Here is an 18,070-nt window from a genome sequence, read left to right as displayed (position 1 = left end):
CTTTCGTTATGAAAACGTTATCTTGTTGAAAAGGGTTGGTTTTTTGCCCTGTCGCTCACATTTCAAACGATTCCCGCTGATTAATATGGCACCGCTCGGCAATGACCGGGTACTCGACTATCGAGATTAACTACAGCGGGAATTATAAAAAAATGGATATGAAAAAGACCAAAGTGGCGCTGGTAATAGCCTCACTGCTCGCGCTTTTGTCCGGCTGCAATGACAACAGCTCCTCCCCCTCTGCCTCTGACGGCCCCGTTGCCCGTCTGCCCAATGTACAACCTCCTGCCGAGCAATTGGTGGCCGGGCCCGATCAGGCGGTCATTGCCCTGGTGGATACCCAGACCAGCGCCGCGCGCGGGGTGGATGGTCCCTTTGCCAATTACAGTCTCCACCTGTGGAACAACGATGCCTGCAACGCCACCGCCGGGAGCGGTATCAACGCGGGCTGGGATGACAAGGTCAATACCCCGGCGGCGGCCGACGGCTTCGGTCCCAGCTGGGTGGTACCGCTGGCCAAGCTGGAAGGCTGTATCAACTTTATTGCCCGCAACGGTGACCTGGCCAACCTGACCGGTGCCAACATGAAGGTGATCTTCAGCGATCATCCGGATCGCACCGTGGCCATCGTCGCGGGCAAGAGCGAAGTCTTCGGCAGTCGTGCCGACGCCTTTAACGCCGCCTTTGGCGTGGCGGGGGCCAGCGCCCATCTGATTGATGGCAACACCCTGATCTGGCAAGGGGGCAAGGACAAGCCTCATGTGCGCCTCTATTACACAGCGTCGGGCACCATCAAGGCCAATGGGGAAGGGGTATTCGACTTCCCCTACATTACCCTGACCCCGACCAGCCTGACCGCCGAGCAGCAGGCCAAGTATCCGCACCTCAAGGATGCCGCCGCCTTCGCCCTGCCTTTGGCTGCAGATCTCAAGCCTCTGCTCAAGGGCGAGCTGGTGGCCATCGGCACAGATGCTGACGGCATCTTGCAGGGGGCGACCCTGGTGCAGAGCGCCGGTGCCCTCGATGCCCTCTATGCCGACGCCGCCGCCAAACTGGCCTATGGCGCCATCGTCGAGGGGGGCAAGGTCACCTTCCGGCTGTGGGCGCCGACCGCCAAGTCGGTCAAGCTGGCGCTGTTCGATGCTCAGCATAGGGCGCTGGGCGTGCGCACCATGACTCGGGACCAGGCCAGCGGCAGCTGGAGCGTGCAGGGGGGCAGCGAGCTTGTCGGCAAGTTCTACCGCTACGACATCCAGGTCTATCACCCGGTCAGCCGCAAGCTGGAGTCCTATCAGGTGACAGATCCCTACTCCCTGAGCCTGGCGATGAACTCCGAGTTCAGTCAGGTGGTGGATCTCGACGATCCGGCCCTCAAGCCGGAAGGGTGGGACAGCCTCAAAGCGCCCCACAGTCAGCAGAACCCTGCCGACATCACCATCTATGAGGCCCATGTCCGCGATCTGACCGGCAATGACGACTCCACCTTGCCTGCGCACCGCGGCAAGTTCCTCGGCCTGACCGACACCGACAGTGTGCCGGTCAAGCACCTGCAGGCGCTGGCCAAGAGCGGCGTCAGCCACTTGCATTTGCTGCCTGTGTTCGACCTTGCCACCGTCAACGAGGATCCGGCCAAGGTGGCCAACCTTGGCGATGACTTCAGCAAGCTGTGTCAGGTCAACCCGGAGGTGTTGGGTTCCAAGTTTGGCGGCTACTGCGGCGGCGGCCAGACCATAGCGGCTGTGCTGACCGATCTGCAGGGGGCCGACAGCAAGGAGAACCCGCAGGTGCAGGAGCTTTATGGCTATCTGCGCGGCGTCGACTCCTTCAACTGGGGTTATGACCCTTACCACTACACCACGCCGGAAGGCTCCTACGCCACCAACGCCGAAGGTAGCCAGCGCATTCTGGAGTTCCGCGAGATGGTCAAGGCCATCAAACAGAACATCGGCATGAACGTGGTGATGGACGTGGTCTACAACCACACCCACGACGCTGGCCTGGGTCCCAAGTCGGTGCTCGACAAGATAGTGCCCTGGTACTATCAGCGCCTCAATCCGGAGACCGGCTCGGTCGAGACCTCCACCTGCTGCTCCAACACGGCGCCGGAACACGCCATGTTCGCCAAGCTGATGGATGACTCGTTGGTGACCTGGGCCCGTGACTACAAGATCGATGCCTTCCGCTTCGATCTGATGGGCCACCACCCGAAAGATCAGATGGTGCAGGCGCTGGCCGTGGTGAAGCAGGTCAATCCCGAGATGTACTTCTACGGTGAGGGCTGGAACTTCGGCGAGGTTGCCGATGACAAGCGTTTCGTGCAGGCGACCCAGAAGCATCTGGGCGGCACCGGCATCGGCTCCTTCTCCGATCGGCTGCGAGATGCGGTACGCGGCGGCAGTCCGTTTGATGGCGGCGACACCATTCGCAAGACCCAGGGTTTTGGCAACGGCGCCCTGGTGGATGCCAACGAGATGGATGGCGTCGATCTGGCCACCGCATTGCACCAATCTGACCTGGTTCGCCTCGGCATGGCCGGTAACCTCAAGGATTTCGTGCTGACCGACAAGGATGGCATACCGAAGAAGGGCTCCGACATCGACTACGACGGTCAGCGCGCGGGTTATGCCCAGGATCCGAACGAGATCCAGAACTATGTCGATAAGCACGACAACCAGACCCTGTTCGACAACCTGATCTACAAGGCGCCGGAAGGAGCCGATCTGGTGCGGATGCAGGGGGTGTCGCTCGCTACCGCCATGTTGGGACAGGGTATTCCGTTTACCCACGCCGGTGTCGAGCTGTTGCGTTCCAAGTCCATGGAGCGGGATAGCTTCGACTCCGGTGACTGGTACAACAGGGTCGACTACACCCTGACTGACAACAACTTCGACAAGGGCTTGCCGCGCAAGGATAAGGATGGCGACAACTATCCGCTGATCGAGCAGGTGCTCGGCAAGCACGTCAAGCCGAGCGGGGCCGACATGGCGACCATGGTGGGCTTCTACCAGGAGCTGGCCGAGCTGCGTCAATCCTCCCGTCTGCTGCGTCTGGGCAGTGGCGCCGAGGTGATCAAGCGGATCGATTTTCGCAATACCGGGCCGGGTCAGGTGCCGGGCCTCATCGTGATGACGGTGGATGACGGTGTGACCTCAGGTGCGGATCTGGATCCTGCCATCGAGGGTCTGGTGGTGATGATCAACGCCACCAACCAGCCCCAGAGCATCGGCGACTTCCGTGACGGCAAGGATCAGCCCATCGACCTGAGCACACTGCAGCTGAGCCCGGCCCACCACGTCGGCGAGAGCATAGCCCGTGACGCTGCCGCCAATGGTGGCACCCTGACGCTGGGGGCCTGGTCGGCGGCGGTGTTCGTCAAGCCGCAGGCCGGTGCCCAGGGCGCGGGTCTGCCGGTGAGCAAGAAGATTGCGCTGAGCACTGTGCCGCCGTTCGGTAACGCTGCGACCAAATAAGTACACCCATCGAGTCCGGGGCTGGCTCGGCATCCCCGGGTTGAATTCCGCCTTGCCAAGGGTGGGATAACGCCGAGAGAGTAAGCAAAGCGCGACTGCCAACCGGCAGCCGCGCTTTTTCTTTGCAGGTGTCAGAAGGAGGGGAAAGGGAAAAGCCGTCCCTGGCGGGGGACGGCTTTGTATATGGGCACCTCGCTTGCGGGCTGGATCAGCGCTTGCGCAGCAGGCGCAGGGCGTTGGCCGTCACCAGCGCGGTGGCGCCAGTATCCGCGAGTACGGCAATCCACAGGCCGGTGAGGCCGAGCAGACTGGTGACCAGGAAGATGGCCTTGAGCCCCAGCGCCAGCGCTATGTTCTGGTGTATGTTGGTCAGTGCCGCCCGCGACAGGCGGATCATGGCGGCGATGCCACCGAGCTGGTTGTGGGTCAGGGCGGCATCGGCCGTTTCCAGCGCTACGTCTGTGCCGCCGCCCATGGCGATGCCAATGTTGGCACGCTTCATGGCGGGGGCGTCGTTGATGCCATCCCCTATCATGGCGACCTTCTGGCTGGTGGCCAGCTTGGCTATCTCCTCGACCTTATCCTCCGGCAGCAGGTTGGCACGCCAGCCCATGCCGAGTTCGTTGGCAATTGCCTCGGCGGCGCGGGGGTTGTCGCCGGTCAGCATGATGCTGCGCAGTCCCAGCCCCTTGAGCTCCGCCAACGCCGCTGCTGCGTCGGGCCGGAGCTGATCCCGCAGCGCCAGCAGGGCCGCCGGCGCTGAGCCCGGCTGGCCGAGCACGACCACCGTCTTGCCCTGCTGCTCCAGGGTGGCTATCTGTGTGTTGAGGGCATTGCCCAGCGAGGCAACCCGGTTCGGTGCCAGCAGTTGCCAGAGGGTGCCGTCTATGCGCCCCTCAACCCCCATGCCCGGCAGGGCGCGCAGATCCTGAGCCGCGGGCAGGCTCAATCCCTGCTCTTTGGCGTTGGCTACCACGGCCCGGGCCAGCGGGTGGTGGGAGCCCTGCTCGATGGCGGCGGCCAGTGCCAGCAGTTCGGCCTCCGGTTGGCCATTGAGGCTGACAAGCTCGGTCAGTTGCGGCTTGCCCAGCGTCAGGGTGCCTGTTTTGTCAAACGCGACTGTCTCGATATGGGCCAGTCGCTCCAGCGCGGCGCCGCCCTTGATCAGGGCGCCCTGCCGGGTGGCCGCTGCCAGGGCGGAGGTGACCGCTGCCGGGGTGGAGATCACCAGGGCGCAGGGGCAGCCGATGAGCAGCAGCGTCAGCCCGCGATAGATCCACTCATCCCAACTCTGGCCGAAGGCCAGTGGCGGCACTATCACCACCAGCAGGGCGACCAGCATCATGGCCGGGGTATACCAGCGGCTGAAGCGGTCGATGAAACGCTCTATGGGCGCGCGCTGGGTCTCGGCCTCCTCGATCAGATGCAGTATGCGGTCGATGGCGTTATTGCCGGGTTCGGACACCACCTCGAGACGCAGCACCCGATCCGCCGCCACACTGCCGGCGGGCACCTTGTCGCCCTGATGACGTTCCACCGGAATGGATTCACCGGTCAGTGCGCTTTCATCAAACGTCCCGATGGCGTCGAGCAAACGGGCATCTGCGGCCAAGCGGGCACCCGGGGCGATTTCTATGATGTCGCCGGGACGCAGCACGTCGGCCGCCACCTCTTCCCGGATGTCGCCGTCAACCCTGGTGCGGATACGCATTGCCTTGTCGGGCACCAGCGCCATCAGGGCCGTGACGCCAGCGCGGGCACGGCTGGCGGCGTAGGCCTCCAGATGTTCCCCCAGCATGAAGAGCAGCAGCACCATGGCTGCCTCGGCGGTTTCGCCGAGGAAGAGGGCGCCCAGCGCCGCTACCGTCATCAGGGTCTCGATGGCGAAGGGGGAGCCGCTCTTGGTCAGCGCCCAAGCCTTGCGGGAGATGGGCCACAGGCCCCAGAGGGTGGCCAGGGTAAACAGCGGCTGACCGAACTCTTTTGGCAGCAGGGCCGCCACCCCCATCAGGCCGGCCAGCGACAGGGGCTGCCAGTATTTGCCGAAAACGTTGCCGAGCAGGGTCAGCAGCGGGCCGCGCTTGCTGGTGGCTTGCTGTTTGCCACTGTTTTCCCCCTTGAGCCGGAAACCGGCGGCCAGCACGGCGGCAGTGACGGGATCAGGGGAGAGGCCGGGGGCCAGATCCACCACCAGTTTCTCGGTGGCAAACAGCACGCGAACCTGCTGCACGCCAGCAACGCGGCTGACAGCGGTCTCGATCTTGCGGGCACAGCTGGGGCAATCCATTCCCAGCACCTGCCAGCGGTGGCGGCGACTCTCCTGCTCTGGCGCAATGAGTGGCTCGGCGGTGTCGGTGGTTTGCTCATGATGGTCATGGTCATGGTCATGGTCATGGTCATGGTCATGGTCATGGTCATGAGGCAGCTGCGGGCTGCAGCAGCTGCCCTGGCTGTGACAGCCTGCTCTGGGGGGCTCTTCATCCCCCGGTGATTCACTGACCCCCTGATCCTGATGATCATGGGGAGCCTTGTTGGCACAAAGGCTGACCGGCGTGGCACTGTCACAGCAGTGGCTGTCGTGCTGATGCTCGTTCTGGCGGGTGGCAGACTTGCTGACGGCCCTGATGGGGGCGGCGGCTTGATGGCTACAGCAGGATTTGCTCATGATGAGTTCCTCTTGGATGGATCCCGCCGGTGCGAGATCTTCGATGACTGAACCGAGTGTAAACCTTGGTGTTAAGTTCAAGGTCAAGCCTCTTTGCTCTTGCTGTCTGAGCCAGCTGGGGTGATTTGTCCGGGTCAGGGTAAAGCGCGCTTATATCCTTGTGGTTGGCGGGTGTTTGTCCCGTCTCGGCGCGCCTATACTGGGGGGCCGTATCCTCCCTCGATAATCAAGGACATAACATGAGCCATTCCGTTACCCTGCAAGGCAACCCCGTCTCCGTCGCCGGCCACTTCCCCGTTGCCGGTGAGCAGGCCAAGCCCTTCTCCCTGGTTGCCAAGGATCTGTCTGACGTGACCCTTGCTAACTTCACCGGCCAGCGCAAGATCCTGAACATCTTCCCGAGCGTCGATACCCCGACTTGCGCCACGTCCGTGCGCAAATTCAACGAGCAGGCCAGCGCGCTGGAGAACACAGTCGTGCTCTGCATCTCCGCCGATCTGCCGTTCGCCCAGTCCCGCTTCTGCGGCGCCGAAGGTCTGGACAAGGTGGTGACCCTCTCCACCCTGCGTGGTGCGGCCTTCCTGCAGGACTACGGCGTAGCCTTCTCCTCCGGTCCGCTGGTGGGTCTGACTGCCCGTGCCATCGTAGTGCTGGATGCAGATGACAAGGTGCTGCACAGCGAGCTGGTGGCTGAAGTGGCCGACGAGCCGAACTACGCCGCCGCCCTGGCTGCCCTGTAAGCTCCCGAGCACAAAAAATCCCGCCACGGCATGCCCGCGGCGGGATTTTTTATCGGTGGAATTCAGTTATCAGGGGGTCTTTACAGGCTTGGCTGCGGGTAATGGCTCCGGGTATGGCTGCCAGTGTTCGTAGGGGCTGTGGATCTTGCTGTATATCGCCTCCAGCTTGCCTGATTCAGCCAACTTTTCTATGGCCTGTGCCAAAAACGCATCCATCTCATTGCCGGCTGCCCCCTTCTGAATAATAAACACATCTTCAAAGTCGCCAAAAAACTCTCGCTGGATATTGGTCAGCCCCAGCTGGCGCAGCATCAGGTCTGCCTCTTCCTGTGCCCAGATAAAGGCATCGATACGGCCACGGGAGAGCTTGCGAAGGGATTGCTCGATACTCATGGAACGTTGCACTTGAAAGGGGAGCTCACCTGGTACGGCCTCGATTAACAAATCCCGTTGCGTCGCTTCGATGCCATAGGCCATGTCGGTAGTGACCGGATTCGCTGTGTTGCTGTAGATGACATGAGCTACCTTGCCAAAGCTGCGGGTGCTGAAGCGATAGGGCAGCATGTCTGCATCGTGCAGATTGCGAATGGCGGGCAGGCTGAAATCGGCCTTGCCATTGATCACGCCCGCCATGGCGCGTGCAATGGGGTAGATGGTGATCTGGATGGTCACATCGGGGTGGAGATCATCGATGGCGCGCACCAAATCGACGAAGGGGCCCGTCTTGTCGGCATTGATCAGCCCAGGCAGCTCGCCGAGGTGGGCGTTGAGGATGCGCACCGGTTTGGCCTGATTGGTTGCGAGGTCGCTCGCCATGCTCTGTGAGAGGCCGAGGGTTGCGCTGCCGAGCAGTGCCACCAGAAGCGGCAGGCTGGGAATATGTCTGGTGAGGTTCATGGCCTGTCTCCCGTTACGATGGGTCAGGTCAAGTGTAGTCAGCCGCTGCCCTCACCTTGGTCTGGTCACTATGGATAGGGTTTTACTTCTCCCCCCCCGCTCACTAGACTTCGCCTCCCACTTCTTTATTTAGCCAATATCAGCGTAGCCCCATGACCTTTAGCGAACTCGACCTCAATCCCGCCCTGCTGGCGGCCCTGCCTGCCACCCTGCAGACGCCGACCCGCGTCCAGCAGCTTGCAATACCCGTGGTATTGGCGGGGCAGGATCTGCTGGCGCTGGCCCAGACCGGCAGCGGCAAGACACTGGCGTTCGGGCTGCCGCTGCTGCAACGGCTGGATCCCGCCTCCAGTCTGGTGCAGGGACTCGTGCTGGTGCCGACCCGCGAGTTGGCCACCCAGGTGAGCGCCGCCTTGCAAGGGCTCGCCGAGGCGCTGGGGCTGCGCATCGTGACGCTGTGTGGGGGCGTCGCACAGGAGCGACAACAGGCCGAACTGGCGCTGGGGCCGCAACTGCTGGTGGCGACGCCGGGGCGACTGCGGGATCTGCTCACTCAGCAAGTGTTGGGACTGGATGGCCTGCAACAGCTGGTGCTGGATGAGGCAGATCGCCTGCTGGAGATGGGCTTCTGGCCCGACATTCAGTGGCTGATGAATGAGATGCCCTCACCGCGTCAGACCCTGCTCTTCTCCGCCACCCTGCCTGCCGAGCTGGATGCCCTTGCCAATGGCCTGCTGACAGAGCCGACCCGCATCGAGGCCAACCCCCTCAATAGCCTGGTGAACGAGATCGAGGAGCGGCTCTATCTGGTCAACAAGAGCAGCAAGGTGCCGGCGCTGATCGGCTTGCTCAAGGAGCAGGACTGGCCGCAGGTGCTGGTCTTCATCAGCGCACGGGATGATGCCGACGGCGTGGCCAAAAAGCTGGCCAGGGCGGGCATTGCGGTTGCCGCCCTCCATGGCGAGAAGGAGCAGGCGGTGCGGGATCAGGCGCTTGACGATTTCAAGGCTGGCAAGGTGCGGGTGCTGGTGGCCACCGATCTGATGGCGCGGGGCATACATGTGGAGGCGCTGCCGGTGGTGATCAATCTGGACTTGCCGGCCAGCGCCCCCGTCTATGTGCACCGTATTGGCCGCACCGCCCGCGCCGGGCGCGAGGGGCTGGCCATTTCGTTGGTGTGCCACGGCGAGAGCGATACCCTTGCGGCGATCCGCACCCTCACCGGGCGTGCGCTACCGCTGGGGGAACTGGCCGGTTTCCCGGTGACTGACCTGCCCGCCAGCGGGGAGGGCAAGCGTCCCCCGCGTGACAAGCAGGCCAATCGCCGTACCGCCAACAAGCGCAGCGTCAAGCAGTTCAAAGGCAAGGCCTAAAGGGGGGCTTGCCCGATGGGCAGGTAAAAGCAAAGGGTCCTGTTTTCTTGTCAATGTCAGTCTCCCCGGGCGGCTTCATACTTAGGGCTTGCCCTGTGCCCGGGCGAAGAAGTCGAGCCTAAACTGGCCGAGCACCTCCTCCCTGTGTTGCTGCCAGCGCTCGGGATCCATGTTCCCCTGACTGGCCGCCAGTTGCTGTTCCAGCTCGGCCAACTGTTGCTGGTAGTGAGCGCGCTGATCCAGCTGCTGCTGGCGTGCACCGGCAAACGCCACGCTGGCCTCGGCCCGATCGGCAGGCAGGAAGTGGCGAGCCAGTGTCTCCAGCTCTTCATCTCCCCACAACTGGCGTGCCTGCAAGAGGCGGGCATCCGGGTTGAACAGATCCTCCGCCAGATCCGGGTGATCCGCCGCCCACTCATCCTGCAGTCGGGTCAGGGCGGCCAGCCGCTCCGCCAGGGTCAGCTGTTCACCCTCGCTGGCCAGCTGCGCCAGCGCCTCGGCATAGCGCCCCTGCAGCCGGGTCAGGCTCTCCCCCTCACTCATCCACTGGGATTCCAGCGCGATCAGATTGACCAGCCGCTCGCTCAGTGGCTGGTCGGTGTCGCTTATCTCGCTGGCGAGCCGCTGGCTCAGCTCCGCAGGCATCTCTCGCCAGCTGGGGGGCTGTTTGGTGGACTGGCCCCCGCTGGCCGTCGGGGTGAGCCCGGTCACAAGGGCTGTTATCTGGGTGGCGGGTGTCTGCTGCGGGCTGCTCCCACGCTGATAAACCTCGGTGCTGGCCGGGGCGGACTCTGGCTCATTCTGCCAGCCGAGGTTGAGCAGCAAGAGCGAGAGGACCGCCAGAGCCAGGATCCCGTAGCGGCGCTTCATCGACGGATCTCTCCCTTGACCGGGAAGTGATCGGAGAGGTTGCTGGCGGGCCAGAGGCTGCCATCGCTGCTGCGGGGGATCCAGACGGTGTTGAGGTTATCACTGGCGGTGCCGTACTCCCGGCTCACCAGCAGATAGTCCAGGTACTCGACATTGGGGCCACCGGAGAGGAGCCCGCCTGCGTAGGGGTTGATCCTGGGATCGAAGGTGGCTTCTGTATAACCGCCATAGCCGGGTTCATGGGCGTCAAGGTTGGCCAGCATGCTGGCGTAGTCGTCGGCGAACTTGCGCTTGTTGACGTTGAAGTCACCGCCATAGATGACGGTGTCGCTGGTCGGGATCTTGAGGCTGGCGGCCAGGGTGCGAATCTGGCCGAACTGGATCTGGCGCAGCCGTCTCGCCTCGTCGGTGTCGAAGCTGGCGGTGTGGGTGGCGAACAGATGCCAGGCCTTGCCTCCCTTGATCACCTCGGCGTACATGACCCCCTTGTCGGCGAAGCAGTCGGTGCCGGTGCACTGGGGATAGACCAGCTGGGCCTCGCGTACTATGGGGTAGCGGCTGACGATCACCACGCCGCCGTCGTGAATGTTGACACCCGGCTTGTCGAGCACCTTGGTCTGATAGGGGTACTCTTTCGCCAGCGCCTGCAGAAATCCCTCGCGGCGGCCGTCGAACACCTCCTGCAGCAGCAGGGCGTCATAGCCCTTGAGATGGTCGGGCAGCAGGGCCAGCCGCTTACCTATGCTGGCGGCGATGACAGGCAGTGCCCAGAGGTTGTAGCTGGCTACCTTGAGTGTGATCTCTGACGGTTCTGGCTGCTCCTGCGGTTGTGGCGGCGTCAGCATGTAGTGCAGGTCGTCGTAACGGCCGGTGAACTTGGCGGCGAAGGCCAGCTCCTGCGGGCCCTGGGTGCGATGCAGTGCGCGATCGCTCTGCCAGCCCGAGCTGGCGGTCGGGGTGTCGCCACCGTGCTGCAGTGTGGTGTTCCACCAGGTGCCCTCCATCAGCTGGTTGAGGCGATAGGTGTCGCCCCCGGCCGTGGTGACTCGGGTTTCGAACAGATAGCTTTTGCCCGCCTTCACCCCCTCGTAGCGATTGAAGCTGAGCACCATGGCGCTCTCCCAGGGGCCCAGCACTGTCCTGTGCTGGATCCACTGGCTGCCCGCCTGAAGCTGGCCAGTTCCGCTTTGGCGGATGTCGATCTGGAGCGGTTCAGGGCTGTTGTTGGTGAGGTAGACATCGGTATCGGCCAGCGCCTGCAACGGAAACTGGCTGGCCAGCAGCAGGGCGGCATAACTGAGGGGCTTGTGCATCATGAACTCCTTTTGGTTGAGGCACGATGGAAAGTGACTGTTATGGCGGGTACAGAAGTCATTTCATTTACATTTTTGTTACAAATGAATGAAAGGCCCCATATGGGGAGAGGAGATGGCATTGAGGGGAAGGCGCTCGGGCGGAGGGCCGTGCAGGCTCGGTTATCGCTTGGCTTGGTTCAATGAATTGACACGGGATCCTGGCAAACAAGTGTAAACAGAAAGTCTATATCGAGCGGACAGACCGCTGGCTGGGGGGGAAGAAGAGGGAAACAAGGGCGCCCCGGGTGGGGCGCCAGGGATCAGCGACTGGCCAGCGGGTAGGTAAAGAGGGCCAGATGGGCAAAGTTGAACAGGAAGTGGATCGCGATGGCGATGCTCAGACGGCCACTGAACTGGAACGCCAGGCCGTAGCAGGCGCCTGCCAGGGCGGCAAACAGCATCAGCAGCGGGCCTCCGGCCAGGTGGGCGGCACCGAATAGCAGGCTGGCCACCAGGATGCCGAGCCTGCGCCGGCTACGGGTGGCCACCCCTTGCTGGATAAAGCCGCGAAACAGGGCCTCTTCCGCCACGCAGGTGAACAGCAGGTTGTTGAGAGCAAACAGCCACCACCAGTGGGGCAGGCCCACTTCGGGCTTGAGTGCCCCGAGTTGCCAGGCGGTGACTAGCAGCGCGGCCAGCGGCAACAGCAGCAGGGCCAGTGCTCGCCAGCGGATCGCTCCGCCCTGGCCGAGTAGCGTAGGCCAGGCCAGCAGCAGGCCGAAGAAGACCAGCGGCTTGTCCAGATTGAGGTACATGTTGAAGGGCACGCTGGCGGGGCCAGCCAGCACCTGGTCCAGCACCTTGAGATTGCTGAAGCCGGGGATGAGGTGCAGCATCAGCGCTATGGCCCACAGCAGTATCAGGGTCAAGGCGGCGCCACGCCATGGCTGGGGCAGGCTGGGAGTACGCCAGGCCAGCAACAGGCCCGCCAGCGTGATCAGCAGGGCGAACAGGCTGAGGTGGTCGAGGTAGCAGGCGGCCAGCAGGGCGACCCCCAGCAGGATCAGGCCGGGCAGGCGTTGCCGGGCCAGACAGAGCAAGACGGCCAGCGTCAGGGCTCCCCAGATGAGCGAATCAGGTAGAGGTAACATTGAGTCTCCAAGGCCGATAAAAGTCCCGCACCTTAACAAGCCGTCACATCATGACACAAGGCTCAATAGGCAGGTCAAATCCCTGCCAGGGCGTGCCAGCTGCGGGACACAGCCATGAAAAAGCCGGAGCTTGGGCTCCGGCTTTTCTGATACTGCATTGCCAGTTCGGAGGCGTGTTAGCGACCCGCACCGGCAATCACACGGGATTTATCGACCGGATTCGGCGATGACGCGGGCTATGATATCGGCACGCTTGGTGGCTTCCAGCTCGCCCAGGGCGATGAGGCCAGCCTTGAAGATGACGTTCTTCGGCAGGCTGACGTCGTCCAGGGTAGTGATGGCTTCGACATGCAGGCCGTTCAGACGGCTGGCATCGCGCGGGCTCAGGTTGACCTGAGTGTTCATCACCTGCTTGCCTTTCTTCTTGGCAGGCACGGCGTGTTTGGTCTGGTCCTGTTCGTCTTCCGGCTGTTCTGGTTGTTCGCCGTCAAAATCATAAATAGACATAGTCAATCCTGTTGGGTTGCAAGGGGCATGCTCGCCCGAAATGTGGGTATTCAGCCCATATCCTCGTTGCGGATAAAGGCGCGCCAGGAGCCGAGCACCTGGGCAAAGTCTTCCAGTCCGCACATGGCCAGCTGCTCATCATCGTAGTAGGCGAGATCGTCGAGATCCTCATCCAGCTCGATATTGAGGACGTTGGCCTTCACTTCGGCCTCCTCATGGGTGAGCAGCAGTGAATAGTCACCGCCGTGCAGCAGGTATTCTGTGCGGGTGCGATTCGACAGCTGGTCGATGATGGAGAAGAGTTCGTCGAGCTTCTCCTCATCCTTGCCAACTTCATCGATCAACCACTGACCAATGGCCTCATGGCCCATGGAGAACCGGGCGCGATAGCCACCGAACGGGTCGCGGCGAAATTCATAGTCCATAGTGGAGCCCATATCGGAAAGATGAAGCCACCACGCCACACAGCGGCATAACGCCAGATCCATGATCCATGGTGGGGCACATATAGCGTAAAGTGGCCTATTCTAGCGATCCCCCCTGCGCTTGTCTTGATGATGTGGGATCTTTGCGCGTCGGCCCGTGCGATGGTGGGCCCCCAGGCGTCATGCCAGCTTGTTGTCCGGAGATGTTATGCAGCTAAACGATACCCTGGCCCGTCAGATAGTGAGCAGGGCGATGAAGATACTGTCGTTCTCGGTCAACGTGATGGATGAACACGGTTTGATCATCGCCTCCGGCAACCCCGAGCGCCTTCATCAGCGCCACGAGGGGGCCGTATTGGCACTGACCGAGAACCGGGTGGTGGAGATCAGCGAGGCGACCGCCCGGCAACTCAAAGGGGTGCGTCCCGGCATCAACCTGCCCATTGCCTATCAGGGGGAGCTGCTCGGGGTCATCGGCATCTCGGGTGATCCGGACATCGTTCGTGCTTACGCCGAGCTGGTGCGTATGACGGCCGAGCTTATTCTGGAGCAGGCGGCGCTCACCGAGCAGTTGCAGTGGGACAAACGTCACAAGGAGGAGCTGGTGCTGCAGCTCATCCGCGGCGAGGGGCGAGTCGATCAGCTGCAACAGGCGGCCCGTTTCCTCGAGCTGGATCTGGCCCAGCCTCGGGTGGTGGCCGTGCTGGCGCTGGAGGAGGCAGATCCCGCCCGCCTGCGGGAGCTGGTGCATCTGCTGGAAAATCCGGAGCGGGACAACTTGGTGGCCATCAATGGTCTGGACGAGATAGTGGTGCTCAAACCGGCCCAACTAAGCGACGGCGTCTGGCAATCTGAGCAGGAGCGCAGTCGCATCAAGCAGTTGCTGGCCCGCATTCCCCACTTCAAGGTGCGCATCGGGGTGGGTGATTACTTCGGCGGCATAGACGGGCTGGCACGCTCCTATCAGACGGCGCGGGACACGTTGCGCCGGGGCATGCGGCAGGCGCCGCGCAAGCAGGTCTACTTCTTTGAGGATTACCGGCTGCCTGTGCTGCTCGGCAGTCTGGCGGACTCTTGGCAGGCGGATCAGCTGCGCGCGCCCCTGCTCAAGCTGGCGCAGGAGGACACAAAGGGAGCGCTGCAAAAAACACTGCGCCAATATTTCTTGCTGGATTGTGATCTGCATCCCTGTGCCGAAGCACTGTTCATCCACCCCAATACCCTGCGCTACCGGCTGACCCGGATTGAGCAAATAACTGGTTTGAATTTCAATAAGTTAGATGACAAGTTTTTGCTCTACCTCGGGCTCAATCTCGATAACTGATTTGTTGTAATGAACAAAAATAATCTTTTTCAAGAGATGTTATTTAGCTTTTAAACCAAAGCATTCCGATCCCGGATCACCATAATGGCCACCATTCACTCCCACTCAAGGTGCCCGTCATGATCCCTGTATCCGCGCTCGGCGCTCTCGCCGCGCTCTCCATCGCCATCTTCCTCATTCTGAAGAAGGTTCCGCCCGCTTACGGCATGATAGTCGGCGCCCTGGCCGGTGGCCTGATCGGCGGTGCCGATCTGACCCAGACCGTCGCCCTGATGATAGGTGGCGCCCAGGGGATCACCACGGCCGTGATGCGGATCCTGGCGGCCGGTGTGCTGGCGGGCGTGCTGATCGAATCGGGCGCGGCTACCACCATAGCCGAGACCATCGTCAAGAAGCTGGGCGAGACCCGCGCCCTGCTGGCACTGGCTCTCGCGACCCTGATCCTGACTGCGGTCGGTGTGTTCGTGGATGTGGCGGTTATCACGGTTGCCCCCATTGCGCTGGCGATTGCACGCCGTGCCGACCTCTCCAAGGCGGCTATCTTGCTGGCCATGGTCGGTGGTGGCAAGGCGGGCAACGTGATGTCCCCCAACCCGAACGCCATTGCAGCCGCCGACGCCTTCCATCTGCCTCTCACGTCCGTCATGGCGGCGGGCATCATCCCGGGCCTGCTCGGTCTGGCGATGGCTTACTGGCTTGCCAAGCGCCTCAACAATAAAGGCAGCAAGGTCGCTGCCGATGAGGTGGTGAGCTTTGCCGGTACCAAGCTGCCCGGCTTTGCTGCGGCCATCAGTGCACCGTTGGTCGCCATCCTGCTGCTGGCCCTGCGCCCGTTGGCCGGTATCGTGGTGGATCCGCTCATCGCCCTGCCCCTCGGCGGCCTGGTCGGCGCCCTGATGATGGGCAAGTTCAGCAAGGTGAATCAATTTGCGGTCTCGGGCCTTTCCCGCATGGCGCCGGTAGCCATCATGCTGCTGGGAACCGGTACCCTGGCGGGCATCATTGCCAACTCGGGTCTGAAGGATGTGCTGATCAGCGGCCTGACCGCCTCCGGTCTGCCCTCCTACCTGCTGGCCCCCATCTCGGGCGCTTTGATGTCGCTGGCGACCGCTTCGACCACGGCCGGGACAGTGGTAGCCTCCAACGTGTTCAGCGCCACCCTGATTGAGCTCGGCATCAGCAGTCTGGCGGGGGCCGCCATGATCCATGCGGGTTCCACCGTGTTTGACCACATGCCCCACGGCTCCTTCTTCCATGCCACGGGTGGCAGCGTCCACATGGGCGTGGGGGAGCGTCTGAAACTCATCCCCTACGAAACTGCCGTCGGTCTGACCATCGCAGCCGTCTCCACCCTGATGTTTGGCGTGTTTGGCCTCGCCTAAGGAACTGATATGAAAATTGTTATCGCACCGGATTCATTCAAGGAGAGCCTGAGCGCCATGGCGGTGGCTGATGCCATCGAGGCGGGTTTCAAGCAGGTGTTGCCAGATGCCACCTACATCAAGTTGCCCATGGCCGATGGCGGCGAGGGGACAGTGCAATCCCTGGTGGATGCCACCGGTGGTCGTATCCTGCCGGTCGAGGTGACTGCGCCGCTCGGTAACAAGGTGCAGGGCTTCGTCGGCCTGCTGGGGGATGGCGAGCGTGCCGTCATCGAGATGGCCGCCGCTTCAGGGCTGCATCTGGTCGCGCCGGAACTGCGCAATCCGCTGCTCACCTCCAGCTTCGGCACTGGCGAGCTGATCCTGGCTGCGCTGGAGATGGGGGTGAAGCACCTTATTCTCGGTATCGGCGGCAGCGCCACCAATGACGGCGGTGCCGGCATGATCCAGGCGCTCGGTGGCAAGTTGCTGAAAGCGGATGGCACTTCTATTGCGCTGGGTGGTGCTGGTTTGGCCGAGCTGGCGACCATCGACCTGAGTGGCCTGGACTCCCGTCTGAGCAGGATCACCATAGAGGTGGCTTGCGATGTGGACAATCCACTGTGCGGCCCGAAAGGCGCCTCCGCCGTGTTTGGCCCGCAGAAGGGGGCCAACCCCGACATGGTGGCGCAGCTCGATGCCAACCTTGCCCGCTATGCCGACTGTATCGAACAGGCGCTCGGCAAACAGGTGAAGGATATTCCGGGGGCCGGCGCCGCTGGCGGCATGGGCGCGGCCCTGGTGGGCCTGCTCGGTGCCGAGCTCAAGCCAGGCATCCAGATCGTCATAGGGGCGCTGAAACTGGCCGAGGCGCTGGCTGATGCGGATCTCGTCATCACCGGCGAAGGGCGCATCGACAGTCAGACTATTTATGGCAAGACGCCAATTGGTGTCGCACGCTGTGCCAAGCAGTTTGGCAAGCCGGTGATAGGTATTTCGGGCTGTCTCACCGACGATTACGGTGTCGTGCATGAGCACGGACTGGACGCAGTGTTCGCCGTGGTCAACCGCGCCATGTCGCTGCCGGAAGCGCTGGCCACCGCCACCACCAACCTGCAGCTCACGGCCCGCAACGTGGCCGCGCTCTATATGATGCGACGCTAATCCTGTTCTGGCCGGTGCCTGGCGCCGGCCAAACCCTGCCCCGTGTAGCGGTAATGACCAGCACCTGCTGCCGGTCTGCCCGAAACACCTTGCCGATCTGTCGATCGGCTTTTTTCATTATCCTGCTGTATCCCCGCTACTTTTCTGCGGTTTCTGTGTTCCGGTTGCGCACTTTGCGGCATAGTGATCTCCCATAGTACAAGGAGCCACCCATGATCTTGCTGACCCTGGGGGTACTGCTGTTTACCCTTATCCACCTCTACCCCTGCTTCGCCGCTGCCCACAGGGACCGCCTGTGCGACCGGCTGGGGGAGAACCGTTATAAGGGGCTCTTCTCGCTGCTGCTATTTGTCGCCATTGGCTTTATTCTTGCTGGCTGGCGTTCGTCCAGCCCCATGCCGCTCTACTTGCTGCCCACTTGGGGCCCGACCCTGATGATGGGCGCCATGCCAGTCGCGCTGATCCTGTTCTTCTCCGGCCAGGGGCCCAATCACCTGCGGCGTTGGCTGGTGCATCCCCAACTGCTCGGCACCCTGCTCTGGGCTTGCGCCCATCTGACGGTCAACAGCGAGGCCCGCTCTCTGGTGCTGTTCGGCGGTATCGGTCTGTGGGCGCTGATCAGCATCATCTGGATTTCGGTGCGGGACTGGCAGCGCTATCCCCGTCCCGCAGCGAACTGGGTGGGTACTGGTATCAGCGTGGGAGCTGGACTTGCGGTCACGGCTGTCTTGATCTTCTGGGGTCATGGCTGGCTGACCGGCATACCCTTGCGCTAAATGATGGGGATGAACCGGCTGCGCCACCTGTGCGTATGACGCTCATCTGTTC

Annotated in this window: 13 protein-coding genes and 1 pseudogene; 7 read left to right on the top strand and 7 right to left on the bottom strand. The window is 62.5% G+C overall.

Features of this window, described 5'->3' with window-relative positions; genetic code table 11:
- Positions 1-152: 152 nt before the first annotated feature.
- Positions 153-3,455 (top strand): annotated as a pseudogene (gene pulA, locus WJM78_RS20185) (pullulanase-type alpha-1,6-glucosidase); the annotation flags it as partial.
- Positions 3,456-3,678: 223 nt separating this feature from the next.
- Here the strand turns inward: pulA and WJM78_RS20180 are convergent.
- The gene (locus tag WJM78_RS20180) at positions 3,679-6,135 is read right to left on the bottom strand and encodes a zinc/cadmium/mercury/lead-transporting ATPase (protein ID WP_339011382.1); all 2,457 of its coding nucleotides are present in this window, start codon (positions 6,133-6,135) and stop codon (positions 3,679-3,681) included.
- A 239-nt stretch (positions 6,136-6,374) separates the two neighbouring features.
- Here WJM78_RS20180 and tpx point away from each other — a divergent pair, with 239 nt between their 5' ends.
- Entirely contained in the window at positions 6,375-6,875 is a 501-nt protein-coding gene (tpx, locus tag WJM78_RS20175) for a thiol peroxidase (protein ID WP_042038768.1), read from the top strand.
- Positions 6,876-6,944: 69 nt separating this feature from the next.
- Here tpx and WJM78_RS20170 read toward each other — a convergent pair whose 3' ends face one another.
- The gene (locus WJM78_RS20170) at positions 6,945-7,772 is read right to left on the bottom strand and encodes a transporter substrate-binding domain-containing protein (RefSeq protein ID WP_339011379.1); all 828 of its coding nucleotides are present in this window, start codon (positions 7,770-7,772) and stop codon (positions 6,945-6,947) included.
- A 152-nt stretch (positions 7,773-7,924) separates the two neighbouring features.
- Between WJM78_RS20170 and WJM78_RS20165 the strand changes: the two genes are divergently transcribed.
- Positions 7,925-9,145 (top strand): DEAD/DEAH box helicase, encoded by a 1,221-nt coding sequence (locus tag WJM78_RS20165; protein ID WP_339011376.1) that lies wholly within the window; start codon positions 7,925-7,927, stop codon positions 9,143-9,145.
- Between the two features lie 81 nt (positions 9,146-9,226).
- Here the strand turns inward: WJM78_RS20165 and WJM78_RS20160 are convergent, their stop codons facing one another.
- The 5 genes from WJM78_RS20160 to WJM78_RS20140 form a co-directional block, all read right to left on the bottom strand.
- Entirely contained in the window at positions 9,227-10,015 is a 789-nt protein-coding gene (locus tag WJM78_RS20160) for a hypothetical protein (protein WP_339011373.1), read from the bottom strand.
- A complete protein-coding gene (locus tag WJM78_RS20155) occupies positions 10,012-11,328 on the bottom strand; it encodes a sphingomyelin phosphodiesterase (RefSeq protein ID WP_339015946.1) in 1,317 nt (438 codons plus the stop codon). Before WJM78_RS20155 ends, WJM78_RS20160 begins: the two co-directional genes overlap by 4 nt.
- 302 nt (positions 11,329-11,630) lie before the next feature.
- The gene (locus WJM78_RS20150) at positions 11,631-12,461 is read right to left on the bottom strand and encodes a type II CAAX endopeptidase family protein (RefSeq protein ID WP_339011371.1); all 831 of its coding nucleotides are present in this window, start codon (positions 12,459-12,461) and stop codon (positions 11,631-11,633) included.
- 207 nt (positions 12,462-12,668) lie between these two features.
- Entirely contained in the window at positions 12,669-12,968 is a 300-nt protein-coding gene (locus tag WJM78_RS20145; protein ID WP_042038776.1) for a hypothetical protein, read from the bottom strand.
- Positions 12,969-13,018: 50 nt separating this feature from the next.
- Complete coding sequence (locus WJM78_RS20140; protein WP_042038777.1) at positions 13,019-13,393, bottom strand: YacL family protein; 375 nt, start codon at positions 13,391-13,393, stop codon at positions 13,019-13,021.
- A gap of 208 nt (positions 13,394-13,601) precedes the next feature.
- Here WJM78_RS20140 and WJM78_RS20135 point away from each other — a divergent pair, with 208 nt between their 5' ends.
- The 4 genes from WJM78_RS20135 to WJM78_RS20120 all read left to right on the top strand — a co-directional run bounded on the left by WJM78_RS20135 (position 13,602) and on the right by WJM78_RS20120 (position 18,018).
- Positions 13,602-14,717 carry a sugar diacid recognition domain-containing protein gene (locus WJM78_RS20135; protein WP_042038778.1) on the top strand — a complete coding sequence of 372 codons (1,116 nt, stop codon included), beginning with the start codon at positions 13,602-13,604 and terminating at the stop codon, positions 14,715-14,717.
- 119 nt (positions 14,718-14,836) lie between these two features.
- Positions 14,837-16,099: a GntP family permease gene (locus WJM78_RS20130; protein ID WP_042038780.1), complete on the top strand. Its 1,263-nt coding sequence runs from the start codon at positions 14,837-14,839 to the stop codon at positions 16,097-16,099.
- A gap of 9 nt (positions 16,100-16,108) precedes the next feature.
- A complete protein-coding gene (locus WJM78_RS20125; protein ID WP_339011364.1) occupies positions 16,109-17,242 on the top strand; it encodes a glycerate kinase in 1,134 nt (377 codons plus the stop codon).
- 212 nt (positions 17,243-17,454) lie between these two features.
- Positions 17,455-18,018 (top strand): NnrU family protein, encoded by a 564-nt coding sequence (locus tag WJM78_RS20120; protein WP_339011361.1) that lies wholly within the window; start codon positions 17,455-17,457, stop codon positions 18,016-18,018.
- Positions 18,019-18,070: the final 52 nt, after the last annotated feature.

The organism is Aeromonas popoffii, from assembly GCF_037818705.1.
In the GTDB taxonomy this organism is placed as follows: Bacteria; Pseudomonadota; Gammaproteobacteria; order Enterobacterales; family Aeromonadaceae; genus Aeromonas; species Aeromonas popoffii.
This window is presented reverse-complemented; position numbering and strand designations above follow the sequence as displayed.

Coding starts and splice junctions, on each gene's coding strand:
- WJM78_RS20180 (WP_339011382.1), bottom strand. CDS start 6,135: ATGAGCAAATCCTGCTGTAGCCATCAAGCCGCCGCCCCCATCAGGGCC.
- tpx (WP_042038768.1), top strand. CDS start 6,375: ATGAGCCATTCCGTTACCCTGCAAGGCAACCCCGTCTCCGTCGCCGGC.
- WJM78_RS20170 (WP_339011379.1), bottom strand. CDS start 7,772: ATGAACCTCACCAGACATATTCCCAGCCTGCCGCTTCTGGTGGCACTG.
- WJM78_RS20165 (WP_339011376.1), top strand. CDS start 7,925: ATGACCTTTAGCGAACTCGACCTCAATCCCGCCCTGCTGGCGGCCCTG.
- WJM78_RS20160 (WP_339011373.1), bottom strand. CDS start 10,015: ATGAAGCGCCGCTACGGGATCCTGGCTCTGGCGGTCCTCTCGCTCTTG.
- WJM78_RS20155 (WP_339015946.1), bottom strand. CDS start 11,328: ATGCACAAGCCCCTCAGTTATGCCGCCCTGCTGCTGGCCAGCCAGTTT.
- WJM78_RS20150 (WP_339011371.1), bottom strand. CDS start 12,461: ATGTTACCTCTACCTGATTCGCTCATCTGGGGAGCCCTGACGCTGGCC.
- WJM78_RS20145 (WP_042038776.1), bottom strand. CDS start 12,968: ATGTCTATTTATGATTTTGACGGCGAACAACCAGAACAGCCGGAAGAC.
- WJM78_RS20140 (WP_042038777.1), bottom strand. CDS start 13,393: ATGGACTATGAATTTCGCCGCGACCCGTTCGGTGGCTATCGCGCCCGG.
- WJM78_RS20135 (WP_042038778.1), top strand. CDS start 13,602: ATGCAGCTAAACGATACCCTGGCCCGTCAGATAGTGAGCAGGGCGATG.
- WJM78_RS20130 (WP_042038780.1), top strand. CDS start 14,837: ATGATCCCTGTATCCGCGCTCGGCGCTCTCGCCGCGCTCTCCATCGCC.
- WJM78_RS20125 (WP_339011364.1), top strand. CDS start 16,109: ATGAAAATTGTTATCGCACCGGATTCATTCAAGGAGAGCCTGAGCGCC.
- WJM78_RS20120 (WP_339011361.1), top strand. CDS start 17,455: ATGATCTTGCTGACCCTGGGGGTACTGCTGTTTACCCTTATCCACCTC.